At 52.1% G+C, this 25,210-nt stretch carries 21 protein-coding genes and 1 pseudogene; 6 read left to right on the plus strand and 16 right to left on the minus strand.

Going from position 1 to position 25,210, the window contains the following annotated elements; all coding sequences use genetic code 11:
- From DXH47_RS03280 to DXH47_RS03300, 5 genes are all read left to right on the plus strand, one after another.
- A complete protein-coding gene (locus DXH47_RS03280) occupies positions 1–1,017 on the plus strand; it encodes an ABC transporter ATP-binding protein (protein ID WP_129031658.1) in 1,017 nt (338 codons plus the stop codon).
- Positions 1,014–1,988, plus strand: coding sequence for an ATP-binding cassette domain-containing protein (locus tag DXH47_RS03285; RefSeq protein WP_129031659.1), 975 nt, complete (start codon positions 1,014–1,016; stop codon positions 1,986–1,988). The genes DXH47_RS03280 and DXH47_RS03285 overlap by 4 nt, the downstream gene beginning before the upstream one ends.
- Positions 1,988–2,947 (plus strand): ABC transporter permease, encoded by a 960-nt coding sequence (locus DXH47_RS03290; protein ID WP_129031660.1) that lies wholly within the window; start codon positions 1,988–1,990, stop codon positions 2,945–2,947. Before DXH47_RS03285 ends, DXH47_RS03290 begins: the two co-directional genes overlap by 1 nt.
- A gap of 15 nt (positions 2,948–2,962) precedes the next feature.
- On the plus strand, positions 2,963–3,913 hold the full coding sequence (locus tag DXH47_RS03295) for an ABC transporter permease (RefSeq protein ID WP_129031661.1): 951 nt from the start codon (positions 2,963–2,965) through the stop codon (positions 3,911–3,913).
- A 134-nt stretch (positions 3,914–4,047) separates the two neighbouring features.
- The gene (locus tag DXH47_RS03300) at positions 4,048–5,859 is read left to right on the plus strand and encodes an oligopeptide ABC transporter substrate-binding protein (RefSeq protein ID WP_129031662.1); all 1,812 of its coding nucleotides are present in this window, start codon (positions 4,048–4,050) and stop codon (positions 5,857–5,859) included.
- Between the two features lie 243 nt (positions 5,860–6,102).
- Here the strand turns inward: DXH47_RS03300 and DXH47_RS03305 are convergent, their stop codons facing one another.
- The 7 genes from DXH47_RS03305 to DXH47_RS03335 form a co-directional block, all read right to left on the minus strand.
- The gene (locus DXH47_RS03305; RefSeq protein WP_129031663.1) at positions 6,103–6,513 is read right to left on the minus strand and encodes a rhodanese-like domain-containing protein; all 411 of its coding nucleotides are present in this window, start codon (positions 6,511–6,513) and stop codon (positions 6,103–6,105) included.
- Between the two features lie 35 nt (positions 6,514–6,548).
- A complete protein-coding gene (locus DXH47_RS03310) occupies positions 6,549–7,520 on the minus strand; it encodes an ROK family glucokinase (RefSeq protein WP_129031664.1) in 972 nt (323 codons plus the stop codon).
- A gap of 4 nt (positions 7,521–7,524) precedes the next feature.
- Entirely contained in the window at positions 7,525–7,755 is a 231-nt protein-coding gene (locus tag DXH47_RS03315; RefSeq protein ID WP_129031665.1) for a YqgQ family protein, read from the minus strand.
- Between the two features lie 41 nt (positions 7,756–7,796).
- A complete protein-coding gene (locus DXH47_RS03320; RefSeq protein WP_129031730.1) occupies positions 7,797–8,429 on the minus strand; it encodes a rhomboid family intramembrane serine protease in 633 nt (210 codons plus the stop codon).
- A gap of 72 nt (positions 8,430–8,501) precedes the next feature.
- Entirely contained in the window at positions 8,502–9,044 is a 543-nt protein-coding gene (locus DXH47_RS03325) for a 5-formyltetrahydrofolate cyclo-ligase (RefSeq protein ID WP_129031666.1), read from the minus strand.
- Between the two features lie 156 nt (positions 9,045–9,200).
- A complete protein-coding gene (rpmG, locus tag DXH47_RS03330) occupies positions 9,201–9,350 on the minus strand; it encodes a 50S ribosomal protein L33 (RefSeq protein ID WP_129031667.1) in 150 nt (49 codons plus the stop codon).
- 127 nt (positions 9,351–9,477) lie between these two features.
- A complete protein-coding gene (locus DXH47_RS03335; RefSeq protein WP_129031668.1) occupies positions 9,478–11,589 on the minus strand; it encodes a peptidoglycan D,D-transpeptidase FtsI family protein in 2,112 nt (703 codons plus the stop codon).
- Between the two features lie 435 nt (positions 11,590–12,024).
- Here DXH47_RS03335 and DXH47_RS03340 point away from each other — a divergent pair, with 435 nt between their 5' ends.
- Positions 12,025–14,661 (plus strand): YfhO family protein, encoded by a 2,637-nt coding sequence (locus DXH47_RS03340; protein ID WP_129031669.1) that lies wholly within the window; start codon positions 12,025–12,027, stop codon positions 14,659–14,661.
- 80 nt (positions 14,662–14,741) lie between these two features.
- Here DXH47_RS03340 and DXH47_RS03345 read toward each other — a convergent pair whose 3' ends face one another.
- From DXH47_RS03345 to DXH47_RS03380, 9 genes and pseudogenes are all read right to left on the minus strand, one after another.
- The gene (locus DXH47_RS03345; protein WP_129031670.1) at positions 14,742–15,044 is read right to left on the minus strand and encodes a HesB/YadR/YfhF family protein; all 303 of its coding nucleotides are present in this window, start codon (positions 15,042–15,044) and stop codon (positions 14,742–14,744) included.
- A 339-nt stretch (positions 15,045–15,383) separates the two neighbouring features.
- A complete protein-coding gene (locus DXH47_RS12130; protein WP_455429371.1) occupies positions 15,384–15,719 on the minus strand; it encodes an alpha-L-rhamnosidase C-terminal domain-containing protein in 336 nt (111 codons plus the stop codon).
- 12 nt (positions 15,720–15,731) lie between these two features.
- Positions 15,732–18,116, minus strand: a pseudogene (locus DXH47_RS03350) (family 78 glycoside hydrolase catalytic domain); the annotation flags it as partial.
- A gap of 323 nt (positions 18,117–18,439) precedes the next feature.
- The gene (gene greA, locus DXH47_RS03355) at positions 18,440–18,916 is read right to left on the minus strand and encodes a transcription elongation factor GreA (RefSeq protein WP_129031672.1); all 477 of its coding nucleotides are present in this window, start codon (positions 18,914–18,916) and stop codon (positions 18,440–18,442) included.
- Between the two features lie 94 nt (positions 18,917–19,010).
- Positions 19,011–19,694, minus strand: a complete 684-nt coding sequence (udk, locus tag DXH47_RS03360) for a uridine kinase (RefSeq protein WP_129031673.1) — start codon at positions 19,692–19,694, stop codon at positions 19,011–19,013.
- A 3-nt stretch (positions 19,695–19,697) separates the two neighbouring features.
- Positions 19,698–20,834, minus strand: coding sequence for an endolytic transglycosylase MltG (gene mltG, locus DXH47_RS03365; protein WP_404820003.1), 1,137 nt, complete (start codon positions 20,832–20,834; stop codon positions 19,698–19,700).
- A 169-nt stretch (positions 20,835–21,003) separates the two neighbouring features.
- Positions 21,004–23,415, minus strand: coding sequence for a phenylalanine--tRNA ligase subunit beta (gene pheT / locus DXH47_RS03370; protein ID WP_129031674.1), 2,412 nt, complete (start codon positions 23,413–23,415; stop codon positions 21,004–21,006).
- 9 nt (positions 23,416–23,424) lie between these two features.
- Positions 23,425–24,471, minus strand: coding sequence for a phenylalanine--tRNA ligase subunit alpha (pheS, locus tag DXH47_RS03375; RefSeq protein WP_129031675.1), 1,047 nt, complete (start codon positions 24,469–24,471; stop codon positions 23,425–23,427).
- Positions 24,472–24,816: 345 nt separating this feature from the next.
- Positions 24,817–25,173 (minus strand): winged helix-turn-helix transcriptional regulator, encoded by a 357-nt coding sequence (locus DXH47_RS03380; RefSeq protein ID WP_129031676.1) that lies wholly within the window; start codon positions 25,171–25,173, stop codon positions 24,817–24,819.
- Positions 25,174–25,210 lie beyond the last annotated feature (37 nt).

A 25,210-nucleotide genomic window follows, 5' to 3' on the forward strand; every position in this document is an offset into this window, starting at 1 on the left:
ATGGAAAATGCAACGAACTTTCTGAACATCCAGGACGTCAGCACCGCCTTTAAGATTAACGGGCGCTTTTATGACGCCATCTCACACATCAACCTGCAGGTCCACCGCGATGAAATTATGGCCATTGTGGGCGAATCCGGTTGCGGCAAGAGTACCTTGGCCACGACGATCATGGGACTCCATGACCCCGCCGAAACTAAGACTTCCGGCGTGATTGATTTTGAAGGGACCGATTTACTGCAGCTCTCCGACGACCAGTACAATGATTACCGGGGCGCTAAGATTGGCATGATCTTCCAAGATCCTTTGTCAGCCCTTAACCCGTTAAAACGCGTGGAGGATCAAATCAGTGAGGTGATGGACTACCACTCCGATTTGTCGCGCGATGCCAAGCACGCCCGGGTCCTCGAACTTCTGGACCAAGTCGGCATCGTGGCCCCCAAACGGACCGCCCGGCAATTCCCCCACGAACTTTCCGGTGGGATGCGCCAACGGGTCATCATCGCCATCGCGATTGCCTGCAAACCCGATTTGATTATCGCCTATGAACCGACCACCGCGCTCGATGTGACCATCCAAGCCCAGATCCTCGACGTCTTACGGGCGATTCAACAGGAGAACCACGCCGGCATCATCCTCATCACCCACGATTTAGGGGTCGTTGCCGAGACGGCCGACCGGGTCGCCGTGATGTACGCCGGACAGATTGTCGAAGAGGGTAGTGCCGAACAGATTTTTACCACCCCCCAGCACCCTTACACCCGTTCCTTACTACGGTCGATGCCCCAACGGGAAAACGAAAACGACGACCTGTACGTGATTCAGGGCAACGTGCCCTCCCTTCAACGGATGCCCCAAGGCGGCGACCGCTTTGCCCCTCGGATTCCCTGGGTCCCGCAAAGCGCTCATGAAGCCGAACCCACCATGCACACGGTGGCGCCGGGGCATTCGGTCCGCTGCACTTGTTACAAGGTCTTCACGTTTCCCGACCAGCAGAAAGGACCGGTGACCCCATGAGTTTAGTTGAAATCAAAAATCTTAAGGTCCACTACCCGATTCGGTCGGGATTCTGGAACCGCATCACCGACGAAGTCCCCGCTGTAGACGGTATCAGCTTCAACATCGAAGCCGGTGAAACTTATGGTTTGGTGGGTGAATCCGGGTCGGGCAAGTCAACGACCGGTAAATCCGTGGTGGGTCTCGAAAAGGTCACTAGCGGCCAGATTCTCTACAACGGACACGACATCACCCGCCGCAACAACCGGCGCAAGCTCGACTATAACCACGACGTTCAGATGATTTTTCAGGATTCACTCTCTAGTTTGAACCCTCGGAAACGGATTGAAGACATTATCGCCGAACCCCTGCGGAACTTTGAACATCTCAGTAAGCAAGACGAGAAACTGCGGGTCTTGCAACTTCTCGACATCGTTGGGTTAGATGCCGATGCACTGTATAAGTATCCTCACCAATTTTCAGGGGGCCAACGGCAACGGATCGGGGTCGCTCGGGCCGTGGCGACCAATCCCAAATTGATCATCGCCGATGAACCCGTGTCCGCGTTGGATTTGTCCGTGCAAGCTCAGGTACTGAACTTCATGAAAAAGATTCAGCGTGACTTCGGTATCTCCTACCTCTTCATTTCCCACGATTTAGGCGTGGTTCGCCACATGTGCACCAATTTGGCCATCATGAACCGCGGTCGCTTGGTTGAAATTGGGACCTGTGACGATATCTATAATCACCCGCTCCATATTTACACCAAGCGTTTGCTAGCCGCGATTCCCCGCACCGACGTGTCCCAACGCGCCGCACACCGGGCTTCCCGGTTAGCCGTTGAGGAAATCTACCGTGAGCAGCAGGATAAGTACTACGACGATAACGGACGGGCCTATCCGCTGGTCGCCGTGTCGCCGACCCATCAGGTGGCCCTCCCACCGGATATTGCCCAGCAACTTGCCCACCAGGAAAGCGAGGCGGACGTCTAATGTGGAAAACGATTTTACGGCGGGTCCTCATCATGATCCCCGAAGTCATTATTTTAAGTATTTTAGTCTTCTTACTGGCGAAAGCCATGCCCGGTGACCCGTTTACCGGCTCGATCAACCCCAAGGCGGACCCCGCCCAGATTCACCATTTAATGAAAATCAATGGGCTGTACGACCCCTGGTACCAGCAATACTGGAACTGGGTGGTCCATCTGTTCCACGGTAACCTGGGGAACAGCTACCAGTACCAAGAACCGGTCACCCGCTTGATTAGTAGCCGGGCGGCCAACACTCTCTGGTTAGCCTTACTGACCATGGTCTTGACCTACGCGTTGGCGTTACCCATGGGCGTCTTTGCCGGCCGGCATGAAGGAAAGTTACCCGACACGGTTATCCGGGTCTACACCTATGTGACCTACTGCATCCCCTTCTTCGTCATCTTGGTCATCGGTATCTGGATCTTCGGCTACGTGCTGGGGTGGTTCCCCACGACCGGGTCGATTTCGGCGGACGCGACTAGCGGCTTTAAATCTATCTGGTCTCGCGCCTATCATATTCTCTTACCGGCTATTTTGGGAGCACTGTTCAGTACCGTTAACATCGTCCAGTACCTGCGTTCCGAAGTCATCGATGCCAAACGTTCCGATTATGTGCGGACGGCCCGGTCCAAAGGGGTCCCGAACAAGGACGTTTACCGGCACCACATCTTCCGAAACTCCCTGTTACCTATCGCGGCTTTCGCGGGTTACTCCATTACCGGCTTACTGAACGGGTCGATCTTCACCGAGACCGTCTTCTCCTATCCCGGCATGGGCCTGCTCTTCGTGAACTCAATCAGCTATCGGGACTACACCGTCATCACCGCTTTGGTCTTAATTTATGGCATTTTGAATCTGTTAGGGACCCTGCTCTCAGACATCATCTTGAGTATTGTCGATCCCCGGATTCGGATTGAATAGGAGGTCGATAACACCATGGCAGAAAACTTTAACCGCAACACCAATGTCTCGGCTAACGACCTCGCCCGGCTTTCGCAAGAAGCCGAGGCTGAAGCCACGCCGTCATCGGCCCGCATCGTCTGGGACGAATTCAAGGCCGACAAACCCGCGATGGTCGCTCTAGTCATCGTGGTGGGCTTCATCCTCTTCGTGATGATTGCCAGTCTCTTTATCAACACGCCCAAAATGATGCAGACCAATATCATGGCCTACTTTGACCGCCCCGGCACCGACGGCATGTGGCTCGGCGCCGATTCCGCCGGTCGCTCCGTCGCCAAGCAACTCATCGTGGGGTCCAGAAACTCGATTGGCATTGCTATCGGGCTGACCGTGATCTCGTCCACCTTCGGGATCTGCTGGGGACTCATCTCCGGCTACTTCAACGGTTACATCGACTGGGGCATGCAACGGGTCTACGACTTCATGATGATGCTACCGATGACCATGATGATCATCGTATTGGTCACCATCATCCCGCACTATAACGCCATCACTCTGACGCTGATCTTCTCCATCTTTTACTGGGAAGGCACGTCCCGGTTGATTCGTTCGCGGACCTTGGCCGAATCGGAAAAGGATTACGTGGCCGCGTCCAAGACCTCGGGAACTAGCAATTTTAAGATTATCTTTCGCGAGATCATGCCAAATATCTCGTCACTGATCATCGTTGACACCACCTTGTCCTTCGCTGAAAACATCGGGGTCGAAACCGGGCTCTCCTACCTGGGCTTTGGCTTACCGACCCAGACACCGTCTTTAGGGACCATGATTGCTAACGCCAACGACCCCAACAACATCACCCAGTACTGGTGGACTTGGCTCCCTGCGGCGTTAGAGATCATTATTCTTTGTTTATCCATTAGTTACATCGGTCAAGTTATTCGCCGGGCCGCCGACGCGTCGCAACGTCAAGGCGCTGGCGACTAACTTCACTTCCACCCAGTTAAGGAGATGGTGCCATCCAGTTAGTGACGATATCCAGCTTCACCCAGCCCTGATTTCTTTTAGAAACTCCGACTGGTCACCCGTTCATGAGGATTTTATTTAAGGGGGAAACATATATGGTAAAAAAGAAATTGGCACTCTCGGCTATGGCCGTGCTAGCCACTTTGAGCCTGGCTGCTTGTTCCAGCAGTAGCAGTAAGAAGAGCTCATCTGGCGCCAACGACAACGCGTCCGTCAAGCTCTCCGAATCATACAACAACAAGGCGAAGAGCACGACGGCCGCTAACAACACCACGCTGAAGGTCGCCGAACCAAACGACTCGCCGTTCCAAGGGATTTCAGACCCCGTCTTGGCATCTAACGCGGAAGACTCCGACGTCTTTGCACCTGGTGGTTCAGATAGCCTCTTTAACGTCGACAAGAACTACAAGATCATCGACGGTGGGTTAGCTAACCTGCGGCTCAGCCGGAAGAACAATACGGCTACTATAACGCTGCGGAAAGACGCCAAGTGGTCGAACGGCGATCCGGTCACCGCTAAGGACGTGGAGTACCCTTATGAAGTGATTGCCAATAAGAAGACGACGTCACAGCAGTACTCTTCTGACTATGCTCGGATCAAAGGGATGGCCGCATATCACAGTGGTAAAGCCAAGACCATCTCCGGTATCACCTTCCCAGACGGTCAAAAGGGCCGGAAAGTGGTCATCCACTACTCCAGCATCTCACCAAGCATGAAGTTCAGTGGGAACTCCTTCCTCTGGACGACCGTTGAACCTTACGAGTATATCAAGAACGTGCCAATTGCTAAGTTAGCCGCTTCCAAGCAAGTTCGGAAATCCCCAATCTTCACCGGGCCTTACAAGCTGGATAAAGTGGTCGAAGGCGAATCTACGACTTGGTCCCCGAACAAGTACTACTACGGCAAGCCGCCAAAGATCAAGCACATCAGTATCAACGTGGTTTCCTCGAACAACATCGACAAGGCTATCCAGTCCAAGAAGTATGACTTTACGGCTCCTGGTGGCGTCATGCACGGAACCGACTACAAGCAATTAAAGAACTTGAAGAATTACAAGATGGTCGGCAGTGCCGCTTTGAGTTACGACTACTTCGGCTTTAACGTCGGCCACTACGACACTAAGACAGGCAAGAACGTCATGGATAAGAACAGCAAGATGGCCAACAAGAACTTGCGGCAAGCCATGATGTACGCCTTGAACCTGGATCAAGTCACCAAGAAGTTTGGGTACGGCATGACTTGGCGGGCGAACACCCTGATTCCACCAATCTTCACGAAGTACTGGGATTCTTCCGAAAAAGGCTTCCCGTTGAACCTGAAGAAGGCTAAACAGCTTTTGAATGAAGCCGGCTACAAGAAGCGTAACGGCAGCAAGTGGCGGAGCGATCCGAATGGTAAGAAGTTGACCATCTACTTCGGCGCCATGACCGGGACCTCCGCGCAAGCCGCTGAGTACCAAGATTACCTGCAACAATGGCACAAGATTGGCTTGAACGTTCAGTTGACCGGTGGCAAGACCATGGAAATGAACAGCTTCTACTCCACCCTGCAATCGCCAAAGCAAAGCAAGATTGACGTTTACGCCGCTGCCTGGGGGCTGTCTTCCGAACCAACGCCAACGCAACTGTACGGGGTTGAAGCCCCTTACAACATGGGTCACTTCGTTTCGAAAGAAAACACGAAGTTGATGAATGAAATGAACAGTGAGAAGGCTTGGAACGATAGCTACCGGACCAAGATCTTCAAGAAGTGGCAAGCTTACATGAACGAACAGGCCGCCGTGGCCCCTGGTTCCTTCGCTTACACTTGGAGTCCAGTTAACAAGCGGGTCAAAGGCTACAACATTGACCCATCCAACAACGAGTTCTGGAGCAACCTGTCGTTGACGTCAACGAAGATCCAGTAAGCGTTATGCCTTAACGTTTAATCGCAAGGTCTCCTGTGAGGGACCCGCAAAGCCCCCGGAACACCTCTCGTCAGTGTTCCGGGGGCTTTCGTGTGCGCAATAAGCCGGTACGGTGCTTAACCAGCGCCTTGAAATACTATTTCCGTCTAATTCCCCACCGCCAAGTTAACAACCGTTAAACGGCCAATTAGAGGCCAAAACAGGCAGGCCCCCTCCACCTCTGGAGTTGACCTGCCTGTTAGCTTAATACTTACTTTTTTTGGTTTTACCTTCCCAGCGAGCGTAACCGGTCTTCAAGATATAGATCTCCTGAAAACCCGCTTTGCCCAGGGTAATGGCTGCCCGGGTACTCAACGTCTTGCCTTGGTCGTAAAGATAGACCGGCAAGTCGGGCCGCAATTGGTTTTGCGCCGTCCGGAAGGTTGAGAACGGAATGCTGCGAGCGCCTAGGATGTGCCCCGCTTTAAAGTCCTTCTTTTCACGCAGGTCGACCACTTGGGCTTTGCGCATGCCTTCTTGAAAGGTTTTTTCATCAATCAGGGTCGCGACCCGGTTGCGCCGGATAACCGTGCTGAGTTGCCAGCCCCCCCAGATGACCAAAATCAAAATCAAGACGATGGTATAAATCGTCCATCCAGAAACTGCAATTACCAAAACAAAATCGTCCTTCCTTGACGGGAAACCCGCCTCTAATTAGTCTTTTGGAACCGTAATGCCAGTGACGCGGCCCCAATCACCCCGGCATCGTTGCCAAGTTGCGCTAAGCGTAATTTGGTCGTATCCCGGGCCGCCGGAAAGGCGTTTTCTTGAAAGTAACGGGTCGTCGGTTGCAATAACGTGTTCCCGGCGTTCGACACGCCGCCCCCAATGGTGATGTTCGCAGGGTTCAAAATATTCGCCACGTTGGCGAGGGCTAGGCCTAAGTAGAACGTGACCCGATCCACCACCTGGTTAGCCAGGATATCACCGTTGTCGGCTAAATAAAAGACCATCTTGGACGTAATGTTTTCTTGATTGTCTTCCATTTCTTTCAACCGCGACGTGCCCAAGAAATCCTTAGCCATATCCGAGGCCACGTGGACAACCCCAGTGGCTGAGGCATACTGTTCCAAGCAGCCCCGCTTGCCGCAATTGCACAAGTACCCGTTGGGTTGGACCGTGACGTGACCGAGTTCGCCGGCCCCGCCGTTGCCCCCGTGTAAGAGGCGGCCACCAGCAATGACGCCGCCCCCGACGCCGGTACCCAGCGTAACGAAGACCACATCTTCATCCTTTTCGCCAGCACCCTTCCAGTACTCACCTAAAGCCGCCACGTTCGCGTCGTTATCCAACACGAAGGGAAGACCTAAGCCAGCCTGGACCTGGTCGCGCACGTGTTGACGCTTCTTCCAGTTCAGGTTGACCGCAAAGAGAACGGTTCCATTTTCAATGTCCACCGGTCCGGGGACCCCCATCCCCACCCCGAGGAAATCAGCCGGGGTAAATTCCGAACTGGTGATATGTTCGGTGACCGATTGAATCAGGTTCGGGACGATATGACTGCCATCATCATCCGTATTAGTTGGGATACTCCACTTGGTTAGGATCTCCCCGTCAACAGAAATAAACGCTATCTTGGTGGTCGTACCACCCAAATCAATTCCAATTAAATTCCGTGCCATAGTCCTAAATGCCTCCAATGGATTGGTGTTTATCTCGTGCCCGTTGTTCCTCAATTCGGTGTTCATGTGTCAGGACTAATTTTGCTTGAAGAAAGGTCGGCTCATCGACCAACCTTGCTTGCCGCAAGTGGTCTAGCTCTAATGCCATGACTTCAATGTCCCACATACGCTTGCCCACGTAGACATAAATCCCGAAATTTTTAAGTAACTGCTGAACATCATATAACGTTCTCATTGTCCCACAACCTCCGTTAAATTGCACGATACATTTGTAAACTACTGCGCCATCCCGTGCAAATATAACCAGGCGTAGCCGCCAATGAGCACGACCGTCGCAATCACCCGTTTAACTACACTGACCTTGCCGATTCGGGGCACGCCGACCAGGTAGGCCGCCAAGAACCCGGCGACTAACCCACCCAGGTGGCCAGCGATATCAATGCCGGGACTGAAAACGTCCACGGCCAAGTTCATCACGATGAACAACAAGAAAGTATTGGCCAACTGCCGAATCACCGGATTTTGCCAGAAGGATTCTCCGAGCATCATAAACGCGCCAAACAGCCCGAAGATGGCAGTACTGGCCCCCGCCGATAAACTGGTTGAAAAACAAAAACTGGCGATGTTACCGCCGATGCCAGCCAGCAAGAAGATGCCCAGATAACGTAGATGTCCGAAGGCTGCTTCCAGCTGCATCCCCACGAAGTACAGGGTAATCATATTCATCAAAATGTGGGTAAAGCCCATGTGGAGAAAGACTGGCGTAATCAAGCGCCACCATTGTCCCTGTTGAATCAACGCATTCAATTTAGCCCCAAAGGTAATCAAAACGTTGATATTGGTACTCCCACCGGCCAGCGTCATGCCTAAATAGACCAGCACCATGATCACGATCAACCCCACGGTCATATATGGGGTCTGGTCCAGACGCCGGAACCAATTTCGTTGTGTTGTCACCAAAAAACTCCCCTCATTAGCCCGTTAGGCCTTAATTACAGCATCTAGTAACACGTCAAACGATTCGACCGGCCAAGTCGGTTGCCCCACCTGCTGGGCGGGCAACGCCAAAGCCACCTTGTAGCCCGTGGTTCGGGGCAAGTAGCGATCGTAATAGCCCCCACCAAAGCCTAGCCGTTCACCATTCGGCGCAAATCGCAAGCCAGGGACCACGATGAGGTCCAGGGCATGTGGCGCTAAAATCACGCCGTCCTGAGGCTCTTGGAGACCGAACTTAGTGGTTATGAGCGTTGTTTTCGCCGTCAGCGGACGAAACGCCATCTGCCGTTTGGGCAACGTCTGTGGCACCGCCACAACCTTGCCTTCGGCTTGAGCTCGGTCGATAATTGGCTGAGTAGGCAACTCCAAGGGCCCACTCAAGGTCGTAGCGACCGTTTGAGCGGCCTGCCACTGCGGCGTCGCAAATAAGGCGTGATAGAGGCGCTGAGCAGCGGCTTGCCGGTCAGCGGGTGCCAACTGTTGTAACGCTTGAATCGTTTGTAGGCGCACGGTGGCTTTATCGTCCATGAGCAATTTCTCCTTTACGTGTTCCTAGACCGTTACTGTCGATATTACCCGGCTACGCGATGAATAGCAACTGACTTGGTAGTCACCGCGACCTTTAAGTCAATCGCCCACCAAACGCCGGGAAACAAAAAAAGGTGCGGACTTTCGCCCGTACCCTTACTTAGTTTCACGATGCAAAGTTACTTTCCGTTGACGCGGGCAGTACTTCTTGAATTCAACCCGGTCCGGGTTATTACGCCGGTTCTTGCTGGATAAGTAATTGCGTTCGTGGCATTCCGTACATTCTAAAGTGATGTGGACACGCATGTGGGTAACCTCCCAACTTGTTCAGAATTACAGGCTTGAGCCTTAACTCGTAATATATTACCATTAATCGGCCATAATTACCAGCCCATTGTCTAAATAATGTTAAGGAAAATTACTTTACACGTGATTATCCCGCCGCGTTCTGCGCGGACCCGGCCTTGGTGGCCTTCGTTGGGTTCGTCAGCGTCGACTTCGACTGAACGGTCTTCCAGTAGGCCGAGTAGATTTTCTTGGCCAACTGCATGTTGTTGTCTTCGTCGTCCGTGCTCAAGTTCGGCATCGCTAACGCCACCACGACCTGTGGATCATTAGATGGCGCGTAGGAAGCCAGACTCAAAGTGACGGTGGAGTGACCCTTGTAGTAGGTTTCGGCCGTCCCCGTCTTCGCGGAGATTCCTGGTGAGATTGAGGCTAATTCGGCCCCCGTCTTGTAAGTGTTAGTCCCATGGACCACGTCGTACAAGCCTTCCTTGACCAATTTCTTTTCGGCAGCCGTCATATCGATCGTGTTCAAGACCTTCGGCGTCACCGTCGATTTGACCTTTCCTAGTTTACCACTCGACGTGGTCCCCCGGATGGCCTGGACCACGTGCGGTGCGATCCGCGTCCCACCGTTGGCAATCGTCGACATGTACTGAGCGACCTGCATCGTCGTGTAGGCGTCGTAGTTCCCGAAGGACAGGTCAAGCGCACTCCCGATGTAAGTCTTCGAACTGGCCCCTTCCAAACCAGAGCTTTCACCCGGCAAGTCGATACCAGTTTTGACTCCCAGCCCAAATTGGTTGAAGTAACCCCGTTCGATATCGAAGGCTTTCGTGCTCATGTTCAAAGCACCACCAGCTTTGTAAGTGAAGCCGGCTTCCTTCATGGCTAGTTGCATCATGTAGGAGTTAGACGAGACTTCTAGCGCCGTAGCAGCATTCAACGTTGTGTTGGCATTCCCACTGTGGTTGAACCACGACGACTTCTTCACGCCCCCGGTGTTGATGACTTTATCGGTCAAGGTACTGTTGGACGGCGTAATGACCCCTTTCATCAAGGCCCCGGAAACCATGGCGCCCTTGACGACCGACCCCATGACGATGTCACTGTTGATGGTCCCCAGCGCGTTGTTCGTCAGCTTGCCACTCGACGGGTTCCGGTCGACCCCAGCGATACCGATTACGCCCCCGGTGTTCGGGTTCATAACTACCGCGTAGGTCCCAGTAGAATAGCCCCCCGCACTCGATTCAGCGGAACGGACCAACTTCTGCAGCTTCGACTGGAACTTCGAGTTGATGGTCAATTGCAGGTTGTCACCCTTTTGACCACCGTACTTCTTGACTTCCTTGGTCACCGTGTTGTTGCCGGCGACTTCGACTTGTTTCTCAGCCTTGGTTCCCCGTAAGACAGATTCGTATTCCTTTTCGAGATACGATTGGCCGACACTGTCGTTTCGTGAGTACCCTTGAGCCAGTAACTCGTTGATCTCATCACTCGGAAGCCCCGACTTTTCGGACGAAACGGTCCCAATGATCGACTTGATGGAATCCCCGTTCGGGTAATCCCGTGACCAACTTGTCCCGACTTTGATTCCCGGCATCTCGGACAAATGTTCTCCAATCTCCGCAATTTCACGACTGGAAACATCTGAGTCTTTAATATACGTGGTGGACAGCGCGTAGGCTCCGCTCATCTTCGCAAAGATGGCCGCCGCGTTTTTCTGGGCTGCGGTCAGCTTGAACGAGGAATCGTTTTCCAAGTAATTTAACGCCTTATTGTACCGGGTAGAAGAAGAATACTGCTTGATCTTAGGAATCTTCTTTTCCACGGCAGCTAACCGCTTCGTATCGGTCAGATAGTAATCGATTGCTTGCCGTGGGGTTAATGAGCTGGTGGACACCGTTAAGTACTTGCTCAGCCGGTTGGCGATAGCGTACATGTCGGTCGATAATACGTTGACCCCTTTGGTATACGAAATCGCTTGGTGGGCTTTATTGCCGACCAAGACCCGACCAGTCGAGTCGTAAACCATCCCCCGTTGAACGTTAGTGGTTTCAACGGTGGTGTCCGTCTGGTTAACGACCGCTTTAAACTGAGCCCCGTAGATTACCTGCAAATACGCCAATTGACCAATCAACGCCGCAAATAACAGGGCTACGATAATGAAAAGAAAGTTTAACCGAAACGGGATGGAGGACTTTTGCGGACCTCGCGACTGCCGATTGCGGTTACTAATCCGATTATAAAAATTCTTCACAACAGCTCTGCTCCTTATTGTACTGCTACCTATTCTACCAAACTTCGGTAAACTCCACTATCCCACACCAGAATTTAAGCAAAAATTTAAGCCAGTTTTCGCCATGCTCATCGCTACGTGCTGCGGTCCACCTAACCGCCCACCAAATTTTAGCGAATCTTTAGACCGCAGCCAAATAACCTGACCCAATCAGTTTGTTCCGTCAGATAACCACAGCCTAGATGGCCTGGTCATCGCGTCTTTAAGCCTAATTCATCGCGGTTCAGAATCGTTCACCAAGCGGCGTTTTGGCTCCGATACGCCCCAAGAGGCACAGATACCGGGGTACTTCCGATAGGTCACCAGCGGATTCTATGCTATTCTAGGTAATTGAGAACAAAATGTACAGGTTCCCTCAGAACCTTTTATACTTTCTAAAGATTGAGGTGGCTAGCTTTGCCAGAAAGAAAACGGCGTTGGGCCTTCACTGCCAAACAGTGGACCCTTTTGGGAGCATTCCTCACGCCTTTCATTATTATGACGGTCTATTTTGCGTACCGCCAGATGGCCCCCTTCGGTAGTAGTAGTTTACTGACCGTCGACTTGGGGCAACAATACGTGGACTTTTTCGCTTACCTGCGGCGCGCCCTGTTGCACGACCCTGGTTCCATTTTTTACTCGTTTAGCAACGGGCTTGGAGGCGAGATGGTCGGGACCTGGGCTTACTACCTGTTAAGTCCCTTGAACCTGCTCTTACTGGCCTTTCCGGGTAATACGTTGACTAGTGGGATTCTACTCATCACCGTACTTAAATACGGATTAGCCGGGCTGACCTTCGCGTGGTTACTGCTCAAAGTGACGCCACAACGGGGGCTGATTGCCATCACCCTGTCGACCGCCTATGCCTTGATGGGTTGGGCCATCGCTAACCAACTGAACATCATGTGGCTGGACGCCATTGTCCTGTTGCCCCTGATTTTCTACGGGTTATTGCAGCTGATGATCACCGGCCATTGGAAACCCTACTTGATCTGGCTTCCCATCATGCTCATCGTCAATTACTATATGGCGTACATGATCTGCTTGTTCCTGATTCTGGCGTTTATCTGGTTGGCCGTCGATAAATTCTCGACCTGGCGTAATCTTGCCGTCCAGACTGGCCGGTTTGCGGGGGCGTCTCTTCTAAGTGGGGCGTTGGTCGCCGCTTTACTACTGCCGACCTGGTGGTCCTTGACCCAAAGTAAGGTCCAATACACCATCCAGTCCTTCAAGTGGCACTTCGAACTAGTCCCGTTCAAGACACTCTCCAAATTCTTCTTGGGGGCGTTCAACTTCGACCAGATGCCTAACGGTCCCGCCAACATCTTTATCGGGGCTTTGGCCGTACTCGGCGCACTGTTCTTCTTCGTCGATCGGCGCATTGCCTTAAAGAGTCGGTTAGCCGCCGGTGTTGTGACCGTCTTTTTGGCCCTCTCCACTTGCCTGCAACCGTTAGATTTGCTCTGGCACGCCGGGCAATTTCCGGTTTGGTACCCGTACCGCTTCTCCTTTATCATCTGTTTTTGGCTGATTTGGCTGGCTGCCCAGACGCTGACCCTCGACTTTCACCCGGGACCGATTGCTATTGGCGCCGTCGTGGTCGTGGTGGCACTCGGTTGTTACTACGTCGAAGCGCACCTCAAAAGCTTCAAGTACCTTAAAGCTAACCAATTCTGGTTGGGTATCTTGTTCGTCGTCTTCGCGTTGATTCTCGCGACCTTCCCGTATAAGAAACACTGGATTTATCCGGTAATGCTCTTCGTTATTGGGGTGACTGAGGTCACGGCGAACGCCTACATGGATTTGAACAACATCAGCTACGTTTCACAATCGGAATATGGAAATTACACTGCGGAACTCCAACGACTCGTCAACAAAACGACTAAGAGCGACCACAGTTTCTACCGTATCGGCAAGACTTTTGAACGGACCAAGGGAGACGCCTTTCAGACCGGTTTCAACGGCGGGTCCGTCTTCTCCTCGGCCTTGCCAAAGACCACGCCCACGTTTATGGGGAACATCGGGAGTCCCGATGGCGATGGTTTTGTCGAGTACAGTAACGGGACTTTGGTCACCGATTCGCTGTTGAACATGAAGTATTACTTCCAAGACAAACAACTCTCCGGAGCGTTGAGCGGCACATCGATGCTGCCCGCCTCCAGTAACAAGGCCGACCTCGCTGACTATAAAGTCGTTGGCCAAGACACGTGGGCCAAGCGCTACAAGAATCCGTATGCCCTGTCGATGGGCTACGCGGCCAGTGATGATATCCTCACGCTAAAAGACAAGACAGCCGACCCGACACAGTATCAAGCAAATTGGCTGGCCGCCTTGACCGGTAATCAGCAGGATAAGCACCTCTTCACCGCCGAGAACTTCGACCAGGTCGCCTTCCAAAACATCAACCAACAAAGTAAGATTACTGGCGCCATGTTGCAGAAGAAGAGTCTGGTCAAAGATGGTAGTATCACGCTGACCTTTAAGCCTAAGGACAACGCGGCTTACTACCTAACCATGGGATCGACGGTCAACCCGCAAAATGCGACCTTCACGTTGAACGGTAAGGCCTTGGCACAATACCCAACCTACCGGAACACTATCATCGTCAGTGCAGCGGATCACGATAAGGGTAAGACCATGAAGCTGACCATCAAGCTCAAGAAGGGCTCGTTGTGGCTGCAAAACTTCACCCTATATCGGTTGAATACCCAGCGATTCAAACAAGCCGTCCATAAGTTACAACAACACCCGTGGAAGCTCAGTCACCACTCTGACCGCAACTTTAACGGGACCGTCACCGCGACTAAGAACAATCAGGTGCTCAACACCTCGATTCCTTATTCGCCCGGCTGGCACGCAACCGTCAATGGCAAGTCCGTCAAGACTTACAAGACGATTAACATGTTTACCGCCGTTAAACTTAAGAAGGGCACCAACCACGTCAAGCTCACTTACTGGCCACCCCTGTTGAATTGGGGACTGCTTATCAGTGGCTTGAGCCTGGTACTGGTCTTCGGTAGCTGGTGGTGGCGCGCCCATCGGCGTCCCCGCTAAACCAACCGTTAAATAAATGCTTAAATAAGGGCGTGAGGCTAAAGTCTCACGCCCTTATTTGTCGCGGTTTTCCAATCACCTTAAAGTTCGCCATTTTCTGTATAGTCATACTTAGGACCGTCTGTCTTTTCGTCATAGTCAACCGTTAAGTCGTAACCGATAAAGAACCACTCGTCACCCTCGGTGATGTAGTAAGTTACGTCGTCTTTGGACTCGGTCACAACGGGGTCGCGGGGATTATCGTCAGGGGTCATCCCCAAAGAAAAGCCCTGGTGGACCGGCGTCTTGCCGTAGACCTTACCGAAGAACCGGATGCCCCGGCCCGTCATGCCCATTTCTTCGCGAAACCATTTACTAGCTGCATCCGTCACTGTAATTTTCATATTAAACCCCTCTTAACCAAGACTTTGTATCCGTTTTCACCTCCCTTTATACCATGAGTTAAATAGTTTTGGCAAGTAAATCGCCCAACTTAATTGTTATCAATTTAATTGTAAACAATGGTCCGTTTAATTCTCCCGAACGACAATCATGAACAACGGGTTGGCTTCTAAACAGCGCCAATAACCCGCTCCTACTAACCCGAACAACATCGTTTTCGTGGAATTAGTCGACCCCTGCCAGCAAAAATCAATTTATATTGAGGGATTGTTCTCATCAAAGCTAGACCCCACCACCAAAAACGGTCACCCTTATTAAAAGAGTGACCGTTGCAAAAAATCTTATTGTGATTGGCCAAAGGACGTTGTCCCGGCTGCTAGTGTCAGTTCATAGCTGTCCGGTGCCGAGGCCTCATGACTGACCAAATTTAACCGGCGAGCATCTGCTAGCGGAAGTTTAAGGGTCGCTTGCGTATTGACCGGAATGGTCACTTTCAGGCTGGTCAGAGCGGCGCCGTCTGATTGCCAGGCCACTTTAATGGGGCCGTAAACCGAATCCATTTCTCCCGTGACTGTCGTAATCCTGGACTCATCATTATACACCTGTCCCCGGTCAATTTTCGGCGCGATGACGATGGCGTCCTCGCCACGACTGGGAGTAACGTTGATTCCTAACATGGTGGCATACAACCACTGAGCAATCGACCCGTAAGCATAGTGGTTATACGAGTTCATCGCGTCGGGTGAGATGCCTCGTTCTTGCGTGTAAGAGTCCCAGCGTTCCCACAGGGTCGTGGCTCCATTTTTGACCGCTAATAGCCACGAGGGATTCTGGTCACTCAAGAGTAAGTCATAAGCTTGGTCGTTTAGTCCGGCCGCACTCAGTTCGGGAAGTAACACGTTGATTCCCAAAAAGCCCACGGCCAAGGATTTTGCCGGCATCGTTGGCCGACTCGTTTGGTCGTGGTTGTCCACGACCCGTTTCAAGGTGGCGATAGCCCGTTGCTTTTGCGTCTCGTCCGTGAATAGCTGCAATTTCAAAAACCACAGCAAACCAGTCTCCGCATCATCCACGAATGAATACCCCTGAAATGACCGGTCCACCTGATCAGCGGTCCGTGTCAGCAAATGGAACTCTTCCGTCTCATCGTCAGCAACGTATTTTTCTTGGATTTTTGCTCGAACTAACTTAAAGAGGTGGGCATATTGTTGCTGCCCCAGATCATCTGCCACGACCCGTGCCATTTTAGTCATCAATTGGGCGGTATAGGCACGGTAGATGAGGTTCATGAACGGTGTCGCTGCCGGCGCAAAACCTAACCAGTCACCGAATAGATGCTCATCGTAAGTCGTTGCCGTTGTCGTCAGCGGCCCAATTTGCCGCATATAAGCCGTTATCTGGGGGTAATACTGGGTCACAAAAGTTTTATCTCCCGTGAACTGATATAACCGCCACGGCAACACGATACCAATGTCCGACCACCCCGCCGCTCTTGCCTGCGCCAATTTCGGTAAAAAGGACTGCGGCATAATGATCTGGTAGGCGGAACCCACCTCGGTTTGGTTGATGACCTTTAAGTAGTGGCCTAAAAACGCCACGCTGTCAAAGCCCATTAAGCCACTTTGCGCAAAAATTTGTGCATCGGCCGTCCATCCGGCTCGTTCGGCCCGGTTGGGCGAATCAATGGGGATCGACAAGTAGTTCGACTGCTCACTAAACTGAATATTCTTAATCAATCGGTTCACAGCCGCATTATTGGTCTGTAACCAAGCCGTCTGGTGAGTCAGCGAGCTGACCGGAATCTGCTGAATAGCCTGAATCGTGACCGGTCCGTCCGTCACCACTTCGACGTAGCGGTATCCATGGAAGGTCCAGCGGGCATTGACCGTGTGGACCTTTTCGTCTTGGGTGTAGAAGACTTCTGCGGACCGGGCATCACCCCCGATTTCAGAGACCAAGTTACGATGGTGCAACGTATTTTTCGGCCCGTCACTTCCGGTCTGCTGGACAACATCCCCCTGACCATCGTTGAGGATCTCTCCCGTGCGCACTTCAATTTTCGTCAGCGCCAACGTATTGGCATGGAAGGTCACGGCTAACGTTGCCGCCATATTTTGGCCAAAATCGAACAATAGACGTTGTTGCCGGTCTGCTCGCCAATCTTCGTGGTGCACATCCACCAACTGAACTGCCCCTAACGGTAGCGTTGCCTTGGAGCCGATTCGGTCTATGCGATAATTGGCGCTTGCGACCGGACTGTTCTGCTGATCCAATAATTCATAGACCTTTGCTTCATGACTGGGGGCTAAAGTCTGCCGCACCGCCGCCTGGTCGATTGGTGGCGTCACTACCGGTTGTAACTCACCAGGAGCTAACCTAAAATCAATGGTTTCACCATCGTAAATATCGTTATCCACGACCCGGTAATCATCGTAGTAGGCCCATTTGTCGGTCTCGGCGCTGGTCACCGTTTGCTGTTGACCATCGGTGTATGTTATCACCAATTTAAAAATCAGGAGTGGTCGTTTGATCCCGTCTGTAAACAAGCTTTCGTAATTTGAAAATTGCGCGATTCGTCCCAAAAAATAGCCCTTGCCGACAGGAATGTTGACGTGATTGTCACGTTTTAAGTCAGCCTGCACATCGTAAGCTTGGTAATTGATGCGAGTATGATAATCCGTCCAACCAGGGTTTAGAATCTCTAAGCGTTCATCCCCGATTGCCTGTAAGTTGTGGTGATTCATCTGTACTGCGTACGCTCCTAATCCCGAAACGTATAGGATTGCCGACGCAACGGCGCTAGGGGTCTGGTGTAACGTAAACTGCCGGGTAAAGACGGGCAAAGCCGTAGCAGGTTGAGCACTGATGAACGGAATCCCCGCCCAATCAGTGGTGGTAAAAAATCCCACCGGCGCTGACGTCACGACGTTGGCGTGATTGTCTTGCACGCTGACTTGCCAGGTATAGTGCTTTTCTGGTGCCAGCGGAAGCGCTTCAAAATAATTATTAATGGTCTGCGCACTCTGGACTTCTGGACTCCGCCAGATCTCCCGGGTCGCGTCAGCAATCACTAATTGAAAAGCGGTTTATGTCACCGTCGCGGGGTCCGTGGACTCCCGGTGTAATTTCCAGCTAAAAGTCATTCCGGCCGTTGCGACCACGATGGGGGTCACGGCATGGTTTAGCTGTAAGGTATCAATCTTCATTTTCCAATCAACTCCAACTTACTTTCAGTTTCATGCTTCAAATGTAATCCATTATAGCATGACCGTTGGCCTAACTTTCCGCTCGACTAGACCATTGGCCATGACCGCTCCGCCAAACACTAACGCAAAAAAGGTTCCCAACACCGGCATCGCTGCCCGCACTGGGAACCTCTTTGACGCTAAACTTATGATTAATCGACTTTCAAGACTTCGACCGTCATGTCACCACCGGGCGTTTCCAGCGTGACTTTTTCGCCTACGCGGTGACCTAATAAGCCCTTGGCAATTGGCGATTCGTTAGAAATCTTCCCCGACATCGGGTCAGCTTCGGCCGCACCCACGATGGTGTATTCTTCGGGATCTTCGTCAGGCAATTCCTTGAACGTTACCTTTTTTCCGACGGAGATTTCGTCCTTGTCGGTGTCATCGTTATCGATGATTTGGGCGTATTGGAGCATGCGTTCGACCGTGCTGATTCGGGTCTCTAACATACTCTGTTCATCCTTGGCCGACTCGTATTCGGAGTTTTCCGATAAGTCCCCGTAGGAACGGGCAATCTTGATGCGGTCGATGACTTTCGGCCGCTTGACCGTTTTAAGTTCTTCTAATTCATTTTGTAATTTTTGTTGACCTTCTTCAGTCATTGGATACATTTTTTCTTCTGCCACAATGGCCACCCCTTTTTCTCACTTAGTCTGAGTTAGCGGTTTCTCCGCCACGACTTGCCGGGTCCGATTCCCGGACTTCACTGACTCCCCCATCTTAAATGGTGGTGTCGGGATTGTCAAAGACTTCCTTGTTGCCGTGTGATTCCAGAATCGCGCGAATCTTAGTCACCAACAGATCGATGGCCACTTGATTCTCGCCGCCTTCGGGTACAATGATGTCCGCGTAACGCTTGGTCGGTTCTACAAATTGATGATACATCGGTTTGACCGTCTTCAGGTATTGGCCAATAACTGATTCCAAGGAACGGTCCCGTTCGTTCATGTCCCGTTGGATTCGGCGAATGATGCGGATATCGTCGTCGGTGTCGACAAAGACCTTGATATCCATCAAATCTCGCAACCGTTCATCGTCTAGAATCAGGATACCTTCCAAGATGATGACGTCACGGGGTTCCTGCAAGATCGTCTGGTCACTTCGGGTGAACCGGTTATAATCATAGACGGGTTTTTCGATGGGTTCGTAGCGCAACAACTGCTTGAGTTGCTCGATCAACAAATCCGTATCGAAAGTCAACGGATGGTCATAGTTGACCGCCCGCCGTTCCGCCATACTCATATCCGACTGGTCCCGGTAGTAGGAATCCTGTTGCAAAATCATGATGGAGTGGCCCACTAACTGATTGAAAATGGCGCGACTTACAGTCGTCTTCCCACTTCCGGACCCCCCGGTGACCCCGATGATGATGGGGCGTTTCTTATCTGCCAATACTGTCGCCATCCTTTACTTATTATCGCCAGCTAAGGAGCTGGTCAATGCTTGGTGTTGATTATACGTCTTAGAGAAATAAACCTTCCCGGTCTTGGTATTGGCAATGAAGTAGTAATACCCCTTGCTTCGGGCCGCGGGATGGAGCACCGCCTTGATTGACGACACACTTGGGTTGTCAAACGGTCCTGGGCCATACCCCGTGTGTACGTAGAGGTTATACGGTGACTTGACTTTCAAATCCTTATAGGTCAACGTCTTCTTGGTCGTCTTCAACGCGTATTGCACGGAAATATCGGACTGCAGAGCCATGTTGGCCTTGATGCGGTTCAAGAAGACGCCGGCAATCTTGTTACGGTCCTTTTGGTTGACCCCTTCACGTTCGACTAACGACGCCAAGGTCAAAGTTTCTTGAACGGTGAGCTTGTTTTTCTTGATGGTCTGGTACTGACCCTGTAAGTTCTGGTCCATCTTAGCAACCATCGACGTGACGATGTCCTTTAAGGTCATCTTCTTGCCAGCCTGGTAAGTTGCCGGAGCCAGGTAACCTTCGAGCCGGTAGCGCACGTGCTTGGCTTTTTTGGCCGAGCTTAACAACCGCGGGTACTTGGCGGCCAACTGGTTAAAGAACTTTTTATTGGTCATCAAGCTCAAGAATTCCTTCTTGGTGAAGTCCGTTTGCTTGGGGATCTCCTTGGCCAACTGGTCGATGGTCTCGCCTTCACGTAACAACACCTTTCCCGTTGCACTTTGAACCGGTTCCGCCGAGCCACCTTGCTGCAACTGCTTGGCAATCGTCTTCAGCGTCATCGAGGGCTTCAATTGGTAATACCCCGCCCGAAAATTCGTAAATTTATGGGATTTCACGTAATAATTGAAGACCATCCCACTCTTGACGATTTTCTTGTCCTGCAGGATCTGACCGATCTTATTCGAGGTTGCCCCCATCGGCACGTGGACCTGCACGACATTTTGGTTATGGGTATCCAACGGCTTTAACGCCGTTTGAAAGTAGTGATACCCGATGATGCCGATTGCCACTGCTAAAATAACTAATAAACTTACCACACCAATCATGATTCGCCGGCCAAACGAACTACGTTTGGGTCCTCTGGCGTCATGCTTAGGCGTAGGATCCGTACCATTATCCAACTTGTTTCCTCCGTTCTATGCCATAATCCCCTATATTATACAGAACTTCTGCGCTCACGAAAACCGGCAAAGCCGACTTTGACCAAAATGTAATCTTTCAAGCCCCACAACGGCTTAGCGTCCCTGCAAAAAAGAGTTTGGGAAGTTCCCAAACTCTTTTACGGGTGGCTTACCGAATTTCGGCACCCAGATCCGATTCTAAGCGTTTCGTGACCTTTTCAAAGGCTTGGTTGACCGCATCATCGACCAACGTCGCCGTCTTGTCCTGATAAGTCAAGGTGTACGCCAGTGACTTCTTGCCGGCTGGCACATTGTCTCCCGCGTAAACGTCAAACAGCTTCGTGGATTGTAAATAAGCGCCACCCCGCCGGTTGATGACCGCCATAATTTGATCATTCGTGACGTTCTCGTCGACTAACATCGCAATATCCCGCGTAATGGCTGGGTAACGGGAAATCACGTCGTACTGGTTCGCGCGTTTTGGCATATCGATAATGGCCTGGAGATTCAAATCAAAGACCATCGTAGCCCCAATCTTAAAGGCTTTAGCCACCGTCGGATGAATCTGACCCATGAAGCCAATCTTGTGCCCGTGAATCAAGATGTCCGCAGTCCGACCCGGATGCATCTCTTTCATCTGCGGGTTTGCTTCAAAGGTCACGTCGCCATTGACCGCCATGTCTTGCAGGTAGGCCTCCACGATACCCTTCAGTTGATAAAAATCAACGGGTTGGGCGGGGTGGTTCCAGGCCTTCGGCAGTAACGTTCCAGTCACAGCCCCGGCAATATGTTCTTCTTCTGCCGGCCGTTCTTGACCGTCTTCACGGTAGAAGACCCGGCCTTGTTCGTACAGCGCCACATCCTTGACCTTCCGGGCCGTGTTGTAGGCGATATCGTCTAACAAGCCGGTGACCAAGTTCATCCGCAAGACCGCGTGGTCCACACTCATCGGCCAAGCCAGCTTCGTGACTTGACTATCAGGATGGGTCAAGAACATTTTGGCTTTATCTTCGGTGGTCAACGCATAGGAGATGGCCTGGTTCAACCCTAAGCCCTCAAGCGAGTGCCGAGTGGCCCGCACTAGACGTTGGGCGGGCGTCAACCGGCCCTGCGTCATCCGGCCGGTCGGTAACGTGGCCGGCAGCTTATCGTACCCGTAGATTCGGGCGATTTCTTCCAACAAATCCGCGGGAATATGGATATCGTTGCGCCGAATCGGGACCGTGACGGTCATTTCGTCGTCAGCCGTTTCCACGGCAAAGCCCAACGTGTCCAAAATATGGGTCACTTGGTCTAAGCTCAATAATGTTCCCAGGACCTGATTGACCCGGGTCAGAGTTAACTTGATGATTGCAGGGTCGGGTTGATTATTACTCCCGACCACCGTTCCAGCTTGGACTTCACCGCCAGCTAATTCGGTGAACAATTGCGCTGCCGCGTCCGCCGCATCTTGAACCCCGGCCTGGTTAACGCCTCGTTCGAAACGTTGGGACGCATCGGTGTGCAGGTTATGCCGTTGGGCTGCCTTACGGATGTGAGTCCGGTCGAAGACGGCCGATTCAATAGCCACCGTCGTCGTCTGGTCGGTAATGGCCGTCGACAGCCCCCCCATGACGCCAGCTAAGGCAATCGGTGCTTTAGCGTCAGCAATCACGATGTCTTGTGGATCCAAGTCATGGTCATTTTCGTCTAGCGTAGTCAGTTTTTCGTCTGCTTGAGCAGCCCGCACATAAACGTCTTGACCATCGAACTTGTCGTAGTCAAAGGCGTGAAGTGGTTGACCGTACTTCAACATCACATAATTCGTCACATCGACCACGTTATTGATGGGCCGCATGCCCGCGTTCCAGAGGCGAATCTGGAGCCACATTGGGCTAGGTGCAATTTTTAAGTTGCGCACCAAGCGCATCCGGTATTGTGGTGCTAAGGCCTCGTCGACGTGCAGCGTCAGTTGGTCCGCCACCGCGGGACCTTCCGCTTTAACTTCAGGCACGTCAAGTTGGACGGGTTGGTCGTAAATGGCCGCTAAATCGCGTAACGTCCCGTTCAAGCTCAGCATGTCCCCCCGGTTCGGCGTGACGTCTAAGTCAATTAAACTATCATTCATGCCTAATAAGTCAAACACGGGAGCGCCTGGCTGGGCGTCAGCCGGTAAGACGTAAATGCCATCCACGTAAGCTTTAGGCACCACGTCTTCGGGAAAGCCGATTTCCTGTAAGGCACAGATCATGCCGGCGGATTCCACGCCGCGCATCTTGGAACGCTTGATTTTTACGTTGTCCGCAATCCGTGAGCCGGGTAAGGCCACGATGACGTTTTGGCCTTCAGCGATATTCGGGGCCCCACAAACGATTTGGGATGGCTCCTCATCGCCCACATCGACCTGGCAAATGTGCAAATGGTCGGAATCGGGATGGGCCTTCACGCTCAAGACGTGGCCCACGACGATTTTCTTCAAGCCGGCACTAGGTTGGACCACGCTGTCGACTTCAACGGAGGTCCGTTCAATCTTTTCCGCCAAGTCAGTGGCAGAAACGTCTAAATCGAGATAATTTTTAATCCAATTGTATGAAATCTTCATGGTTGGCGGTTATCCTTTCTTGGTAAATTGGGTGAGGAAGCGAACGTCATTTAAGTAGAAGTTCCGGATGTCGTCCACCCCGTACTTCAGCATGGCGAAGCGGTCGGGGCCCACCCCAAAGGCAAACCCGCCGTAAACGTCGGGATCGACGCCGGCCATCTTCAAGACGTTCGGGTGCACCATGCCGGCCCCTAAGACTTCGATCCAGCCGGTCTGCTTGCAGACGCTGCAGCCCTTACCACCACAGTTAAAGCAGGTGATATCGGCTTCGACGGAAGGTTCCGTAAACGGGAAGTAGCTTGGCCGTAACCGTACGTCGAACTTGTCACCAAATAGCTCATGGGCCAAGACTTGTAAGGTCCCCTTCAAGTCCGCCATGGTCACGTGCTTGTCAATGACTAAGCCTTCAACCTGGTGGAACTGGTGGGAGTGCGTCGGGTCATCGGTATCCCGGCGATAAACGACTCCCGGAGAAATCATCTTCAATGGGCCTTGCGAGAAATCGTGCTTCTCTAACGTCCGCGCCTGCATTGGTGAGGTTTGCGTCCGCATCAAGATTTCCTTGGTGATGTAGAACGTATCCTGCATGTCGCGGGCCGGGTGGTCCTTCGGCAAGTTCATCATTTCAAAGTTGTACTTGTCCTCTTCGACTTCGGGGCCACTCAAGACCTGGTAGCCCATGCCTAAGAACAAGTCTTCAATTTGGTCGATGATCTGTTGGATCACGTGCGGTTCACCCTTTGCCACTGGGGTCCCTGGTAAAGTCACATCCAGCGCTTCCTTAGCCAAACGGGCGTTCAACGCCGCGTTCTCTAAAGTTTCGCGCCGGTTAGCCACCGCCGTGGTCAAGTCATCGCGCACCTCGTTAGCAAAGGCACCGACTACGGGCCGTTCACTAGCCTCTAAATCGCGCATCCCCCGCAGCACCTCGGTGATGGGGCCTTTCTTGCCTAACAGGTGCACCCGAATCTCGTTGACAGCCTTGAGGTCCGTGGCCTGTTCAATATCGGCCAACCCCTGCTGTCGCAACGCAGTTAATTTATCTTTTAACGACATCTCATATCCTCCATTTCTGTCTTATCCCAATCCGCAGATGAGGCCACAAAAAAGCCCCGTCCCTCACTAAAGAGGGACGAAGCGCTTCGCGGTACCACCCTGATTCAGCGACTCATTGCGTCGCCACACTCAGACGTGATAACGGTCACTCACCGGTGGGCCATTCATTACGGATGTAAATCCCGGCCACAACTCGAGAACTGAATTCACCGTGTCCGCTTCGAGGTCATCTTCCAATCGTGAACGACCCTCCCTGGCAAAACGGCCCGGTTACTACTTTTCTGTCATCGTTTTTAAGTTAATTGATATCGTTTTAAGGGTAACGGTTTTTTGAAAACCTGTCAACTACTTCTGGTCGTCTTCACACGACCACTTATCGGACCATGCGTGAACCGCAGTCATCACACCCTGCAATTCTTGGCCTTTAGGGGTCAAGCGGTACTCGATCAACGCATTATCCGGATAAGTCTGCCGGAGGACCACGCCGTTAGCTTCCAGTTCCTTGAGTCGTTCGACTAGGACCCGGTCACTGCAGCGCGGGATGTTGTGGGCGAGGTCCCGAAAACGTTGCGGCCCCTCCTGTAACAGGACATCGATGATGAGCCCGTTCCACTTCTTCCCTAAAAAGGAAAAAGTCCGTTCGAAGCGGGGACACAGGGTAAAGTCCACCGGTGACGAGTTTAAAGATGTCATCATTTGCATCAGCAATTTCGCCTCCTATTCCACCCGAACGGCTTAA

Source organism: Levilactobacillus suantsaii (genome assembly GCF_004115745.1).
In the GTDB taxonomy this organism is placed as follows: domain Bacteria; phylum Bacillota; class Bacilli; order Lactobacillales; family Lactobacillaceae; genus Levilactobacillus; species Levilactobacillus suantsaii.

Bases quoted from the DNA above. Each gene is read 5' to 3' on its own strand.
- DXH47_RS03290 (WP_129031660.1), top strand. From the start codon at position 1,988: ATGTGGAAAACGATTTTACGGCGGGTCCTCATCATGATCCCCGAAGTC.
- DXH47_RS03320 (WP_129031730.1), bottom strand. From the start codon at position 8,429: ATGACCGTGGGGTTGATCGTGATCATGGTGCTGGTCTATTTAGGCATG.
- DXH47_RS03280 (WP_129031658.1), top strand. From the start codon at position 1: ATGGAAAATGCAACGAACTTTCTGAACATCCAGGACGTCAGCACCGCC.
- pheS (WP_129031675.1), bottom strand. From the start codon at position 24,471: ATGTCGTTAAAAGATAAATTAACTGCGTTGCGACAGCAGGGGTTGGCC.
- udk (WP_129031673.1), bottom strand. From the start codon at position 19,694: ATGGCGACAGTATTGGCAGATAAGAAACGCCCCATCATCATCGGGGTC.
- DXH47_RS03325 (WP_129031666.1), bottom strand. From the start codon at position 9,044: ATGGACGATAAAGCCACCGTGCGCCTACAAACGATTCAAGCGTTACAA.
- rpmG (WP_129031667.1), bottom strand. From the start codon at position 9,350: ATGCGTGTCCACATCACTTTAGAATGTACGGAATGCCACGAACGCAAT.
- DXH47_RS03295 (WP_129031661.1), top strand. From the start codon at position 2,963: ATGGCAGAAAACTTTAACCGCAACACCAATGTCTCGGCTAACGACCTC.
- DXH47_RS03310 (WP_129031664.1), bottom strand. From the start codon at position 7,520: ATGGCACGGAATTTAATTGGAATTGATTTGGGTGGTACGACCACCAAG.
- DXH47_RS12130 (WP_455429371.1), bottom strand. From the start codon at position 15,719: ATGTTAGGAATCAACGTTACTCCCAGTCGTGGCGAGGACGCCATCGTC.
- DXH47_RS03315 (WP_129031665.1), bottom strand. From the start codon at position 7,755: ATGAGAACGTTATATGATGTTCAGCAGTTACTTAAAAATTTCGGGATT.
- DXH47_RS03300 (WP_129031662.1), top strand. From the start codon at position 4,048: ATGGTAAAAAAGAAATTGGCACTCTCGGCTATGGCCGTGCTAGCCACT.
- DXH47_RS03285 (WP_129031659.1), top strand. From the start codon at position 1,014: ATGAGTTTAGTTGAAATCAAAAATCTTAAGGTCCACTACCCGATTCGG.
- pheT (WP_129031674.1), bottom strand. From the start codon at position 23,415: ATGAAGATTTCATACAATTGGATTAAAAATTATCTCGATTTAGACGTT.
- DXH47_RS03380 (WP_129031676.1), bottom strand. From the start codon at position 25,173: ATGCAAATGATGACATCTTTAAACTCGTCACCGGTGGACTTTACCCTG.
- DXH47_RS03345 (WP_129031670.1), bottom strand. From the start codon at position 15,044: ATGAAAATTACAGTGACGGATGCAGCTAGTAAATGGTTTCGCGAAGAA.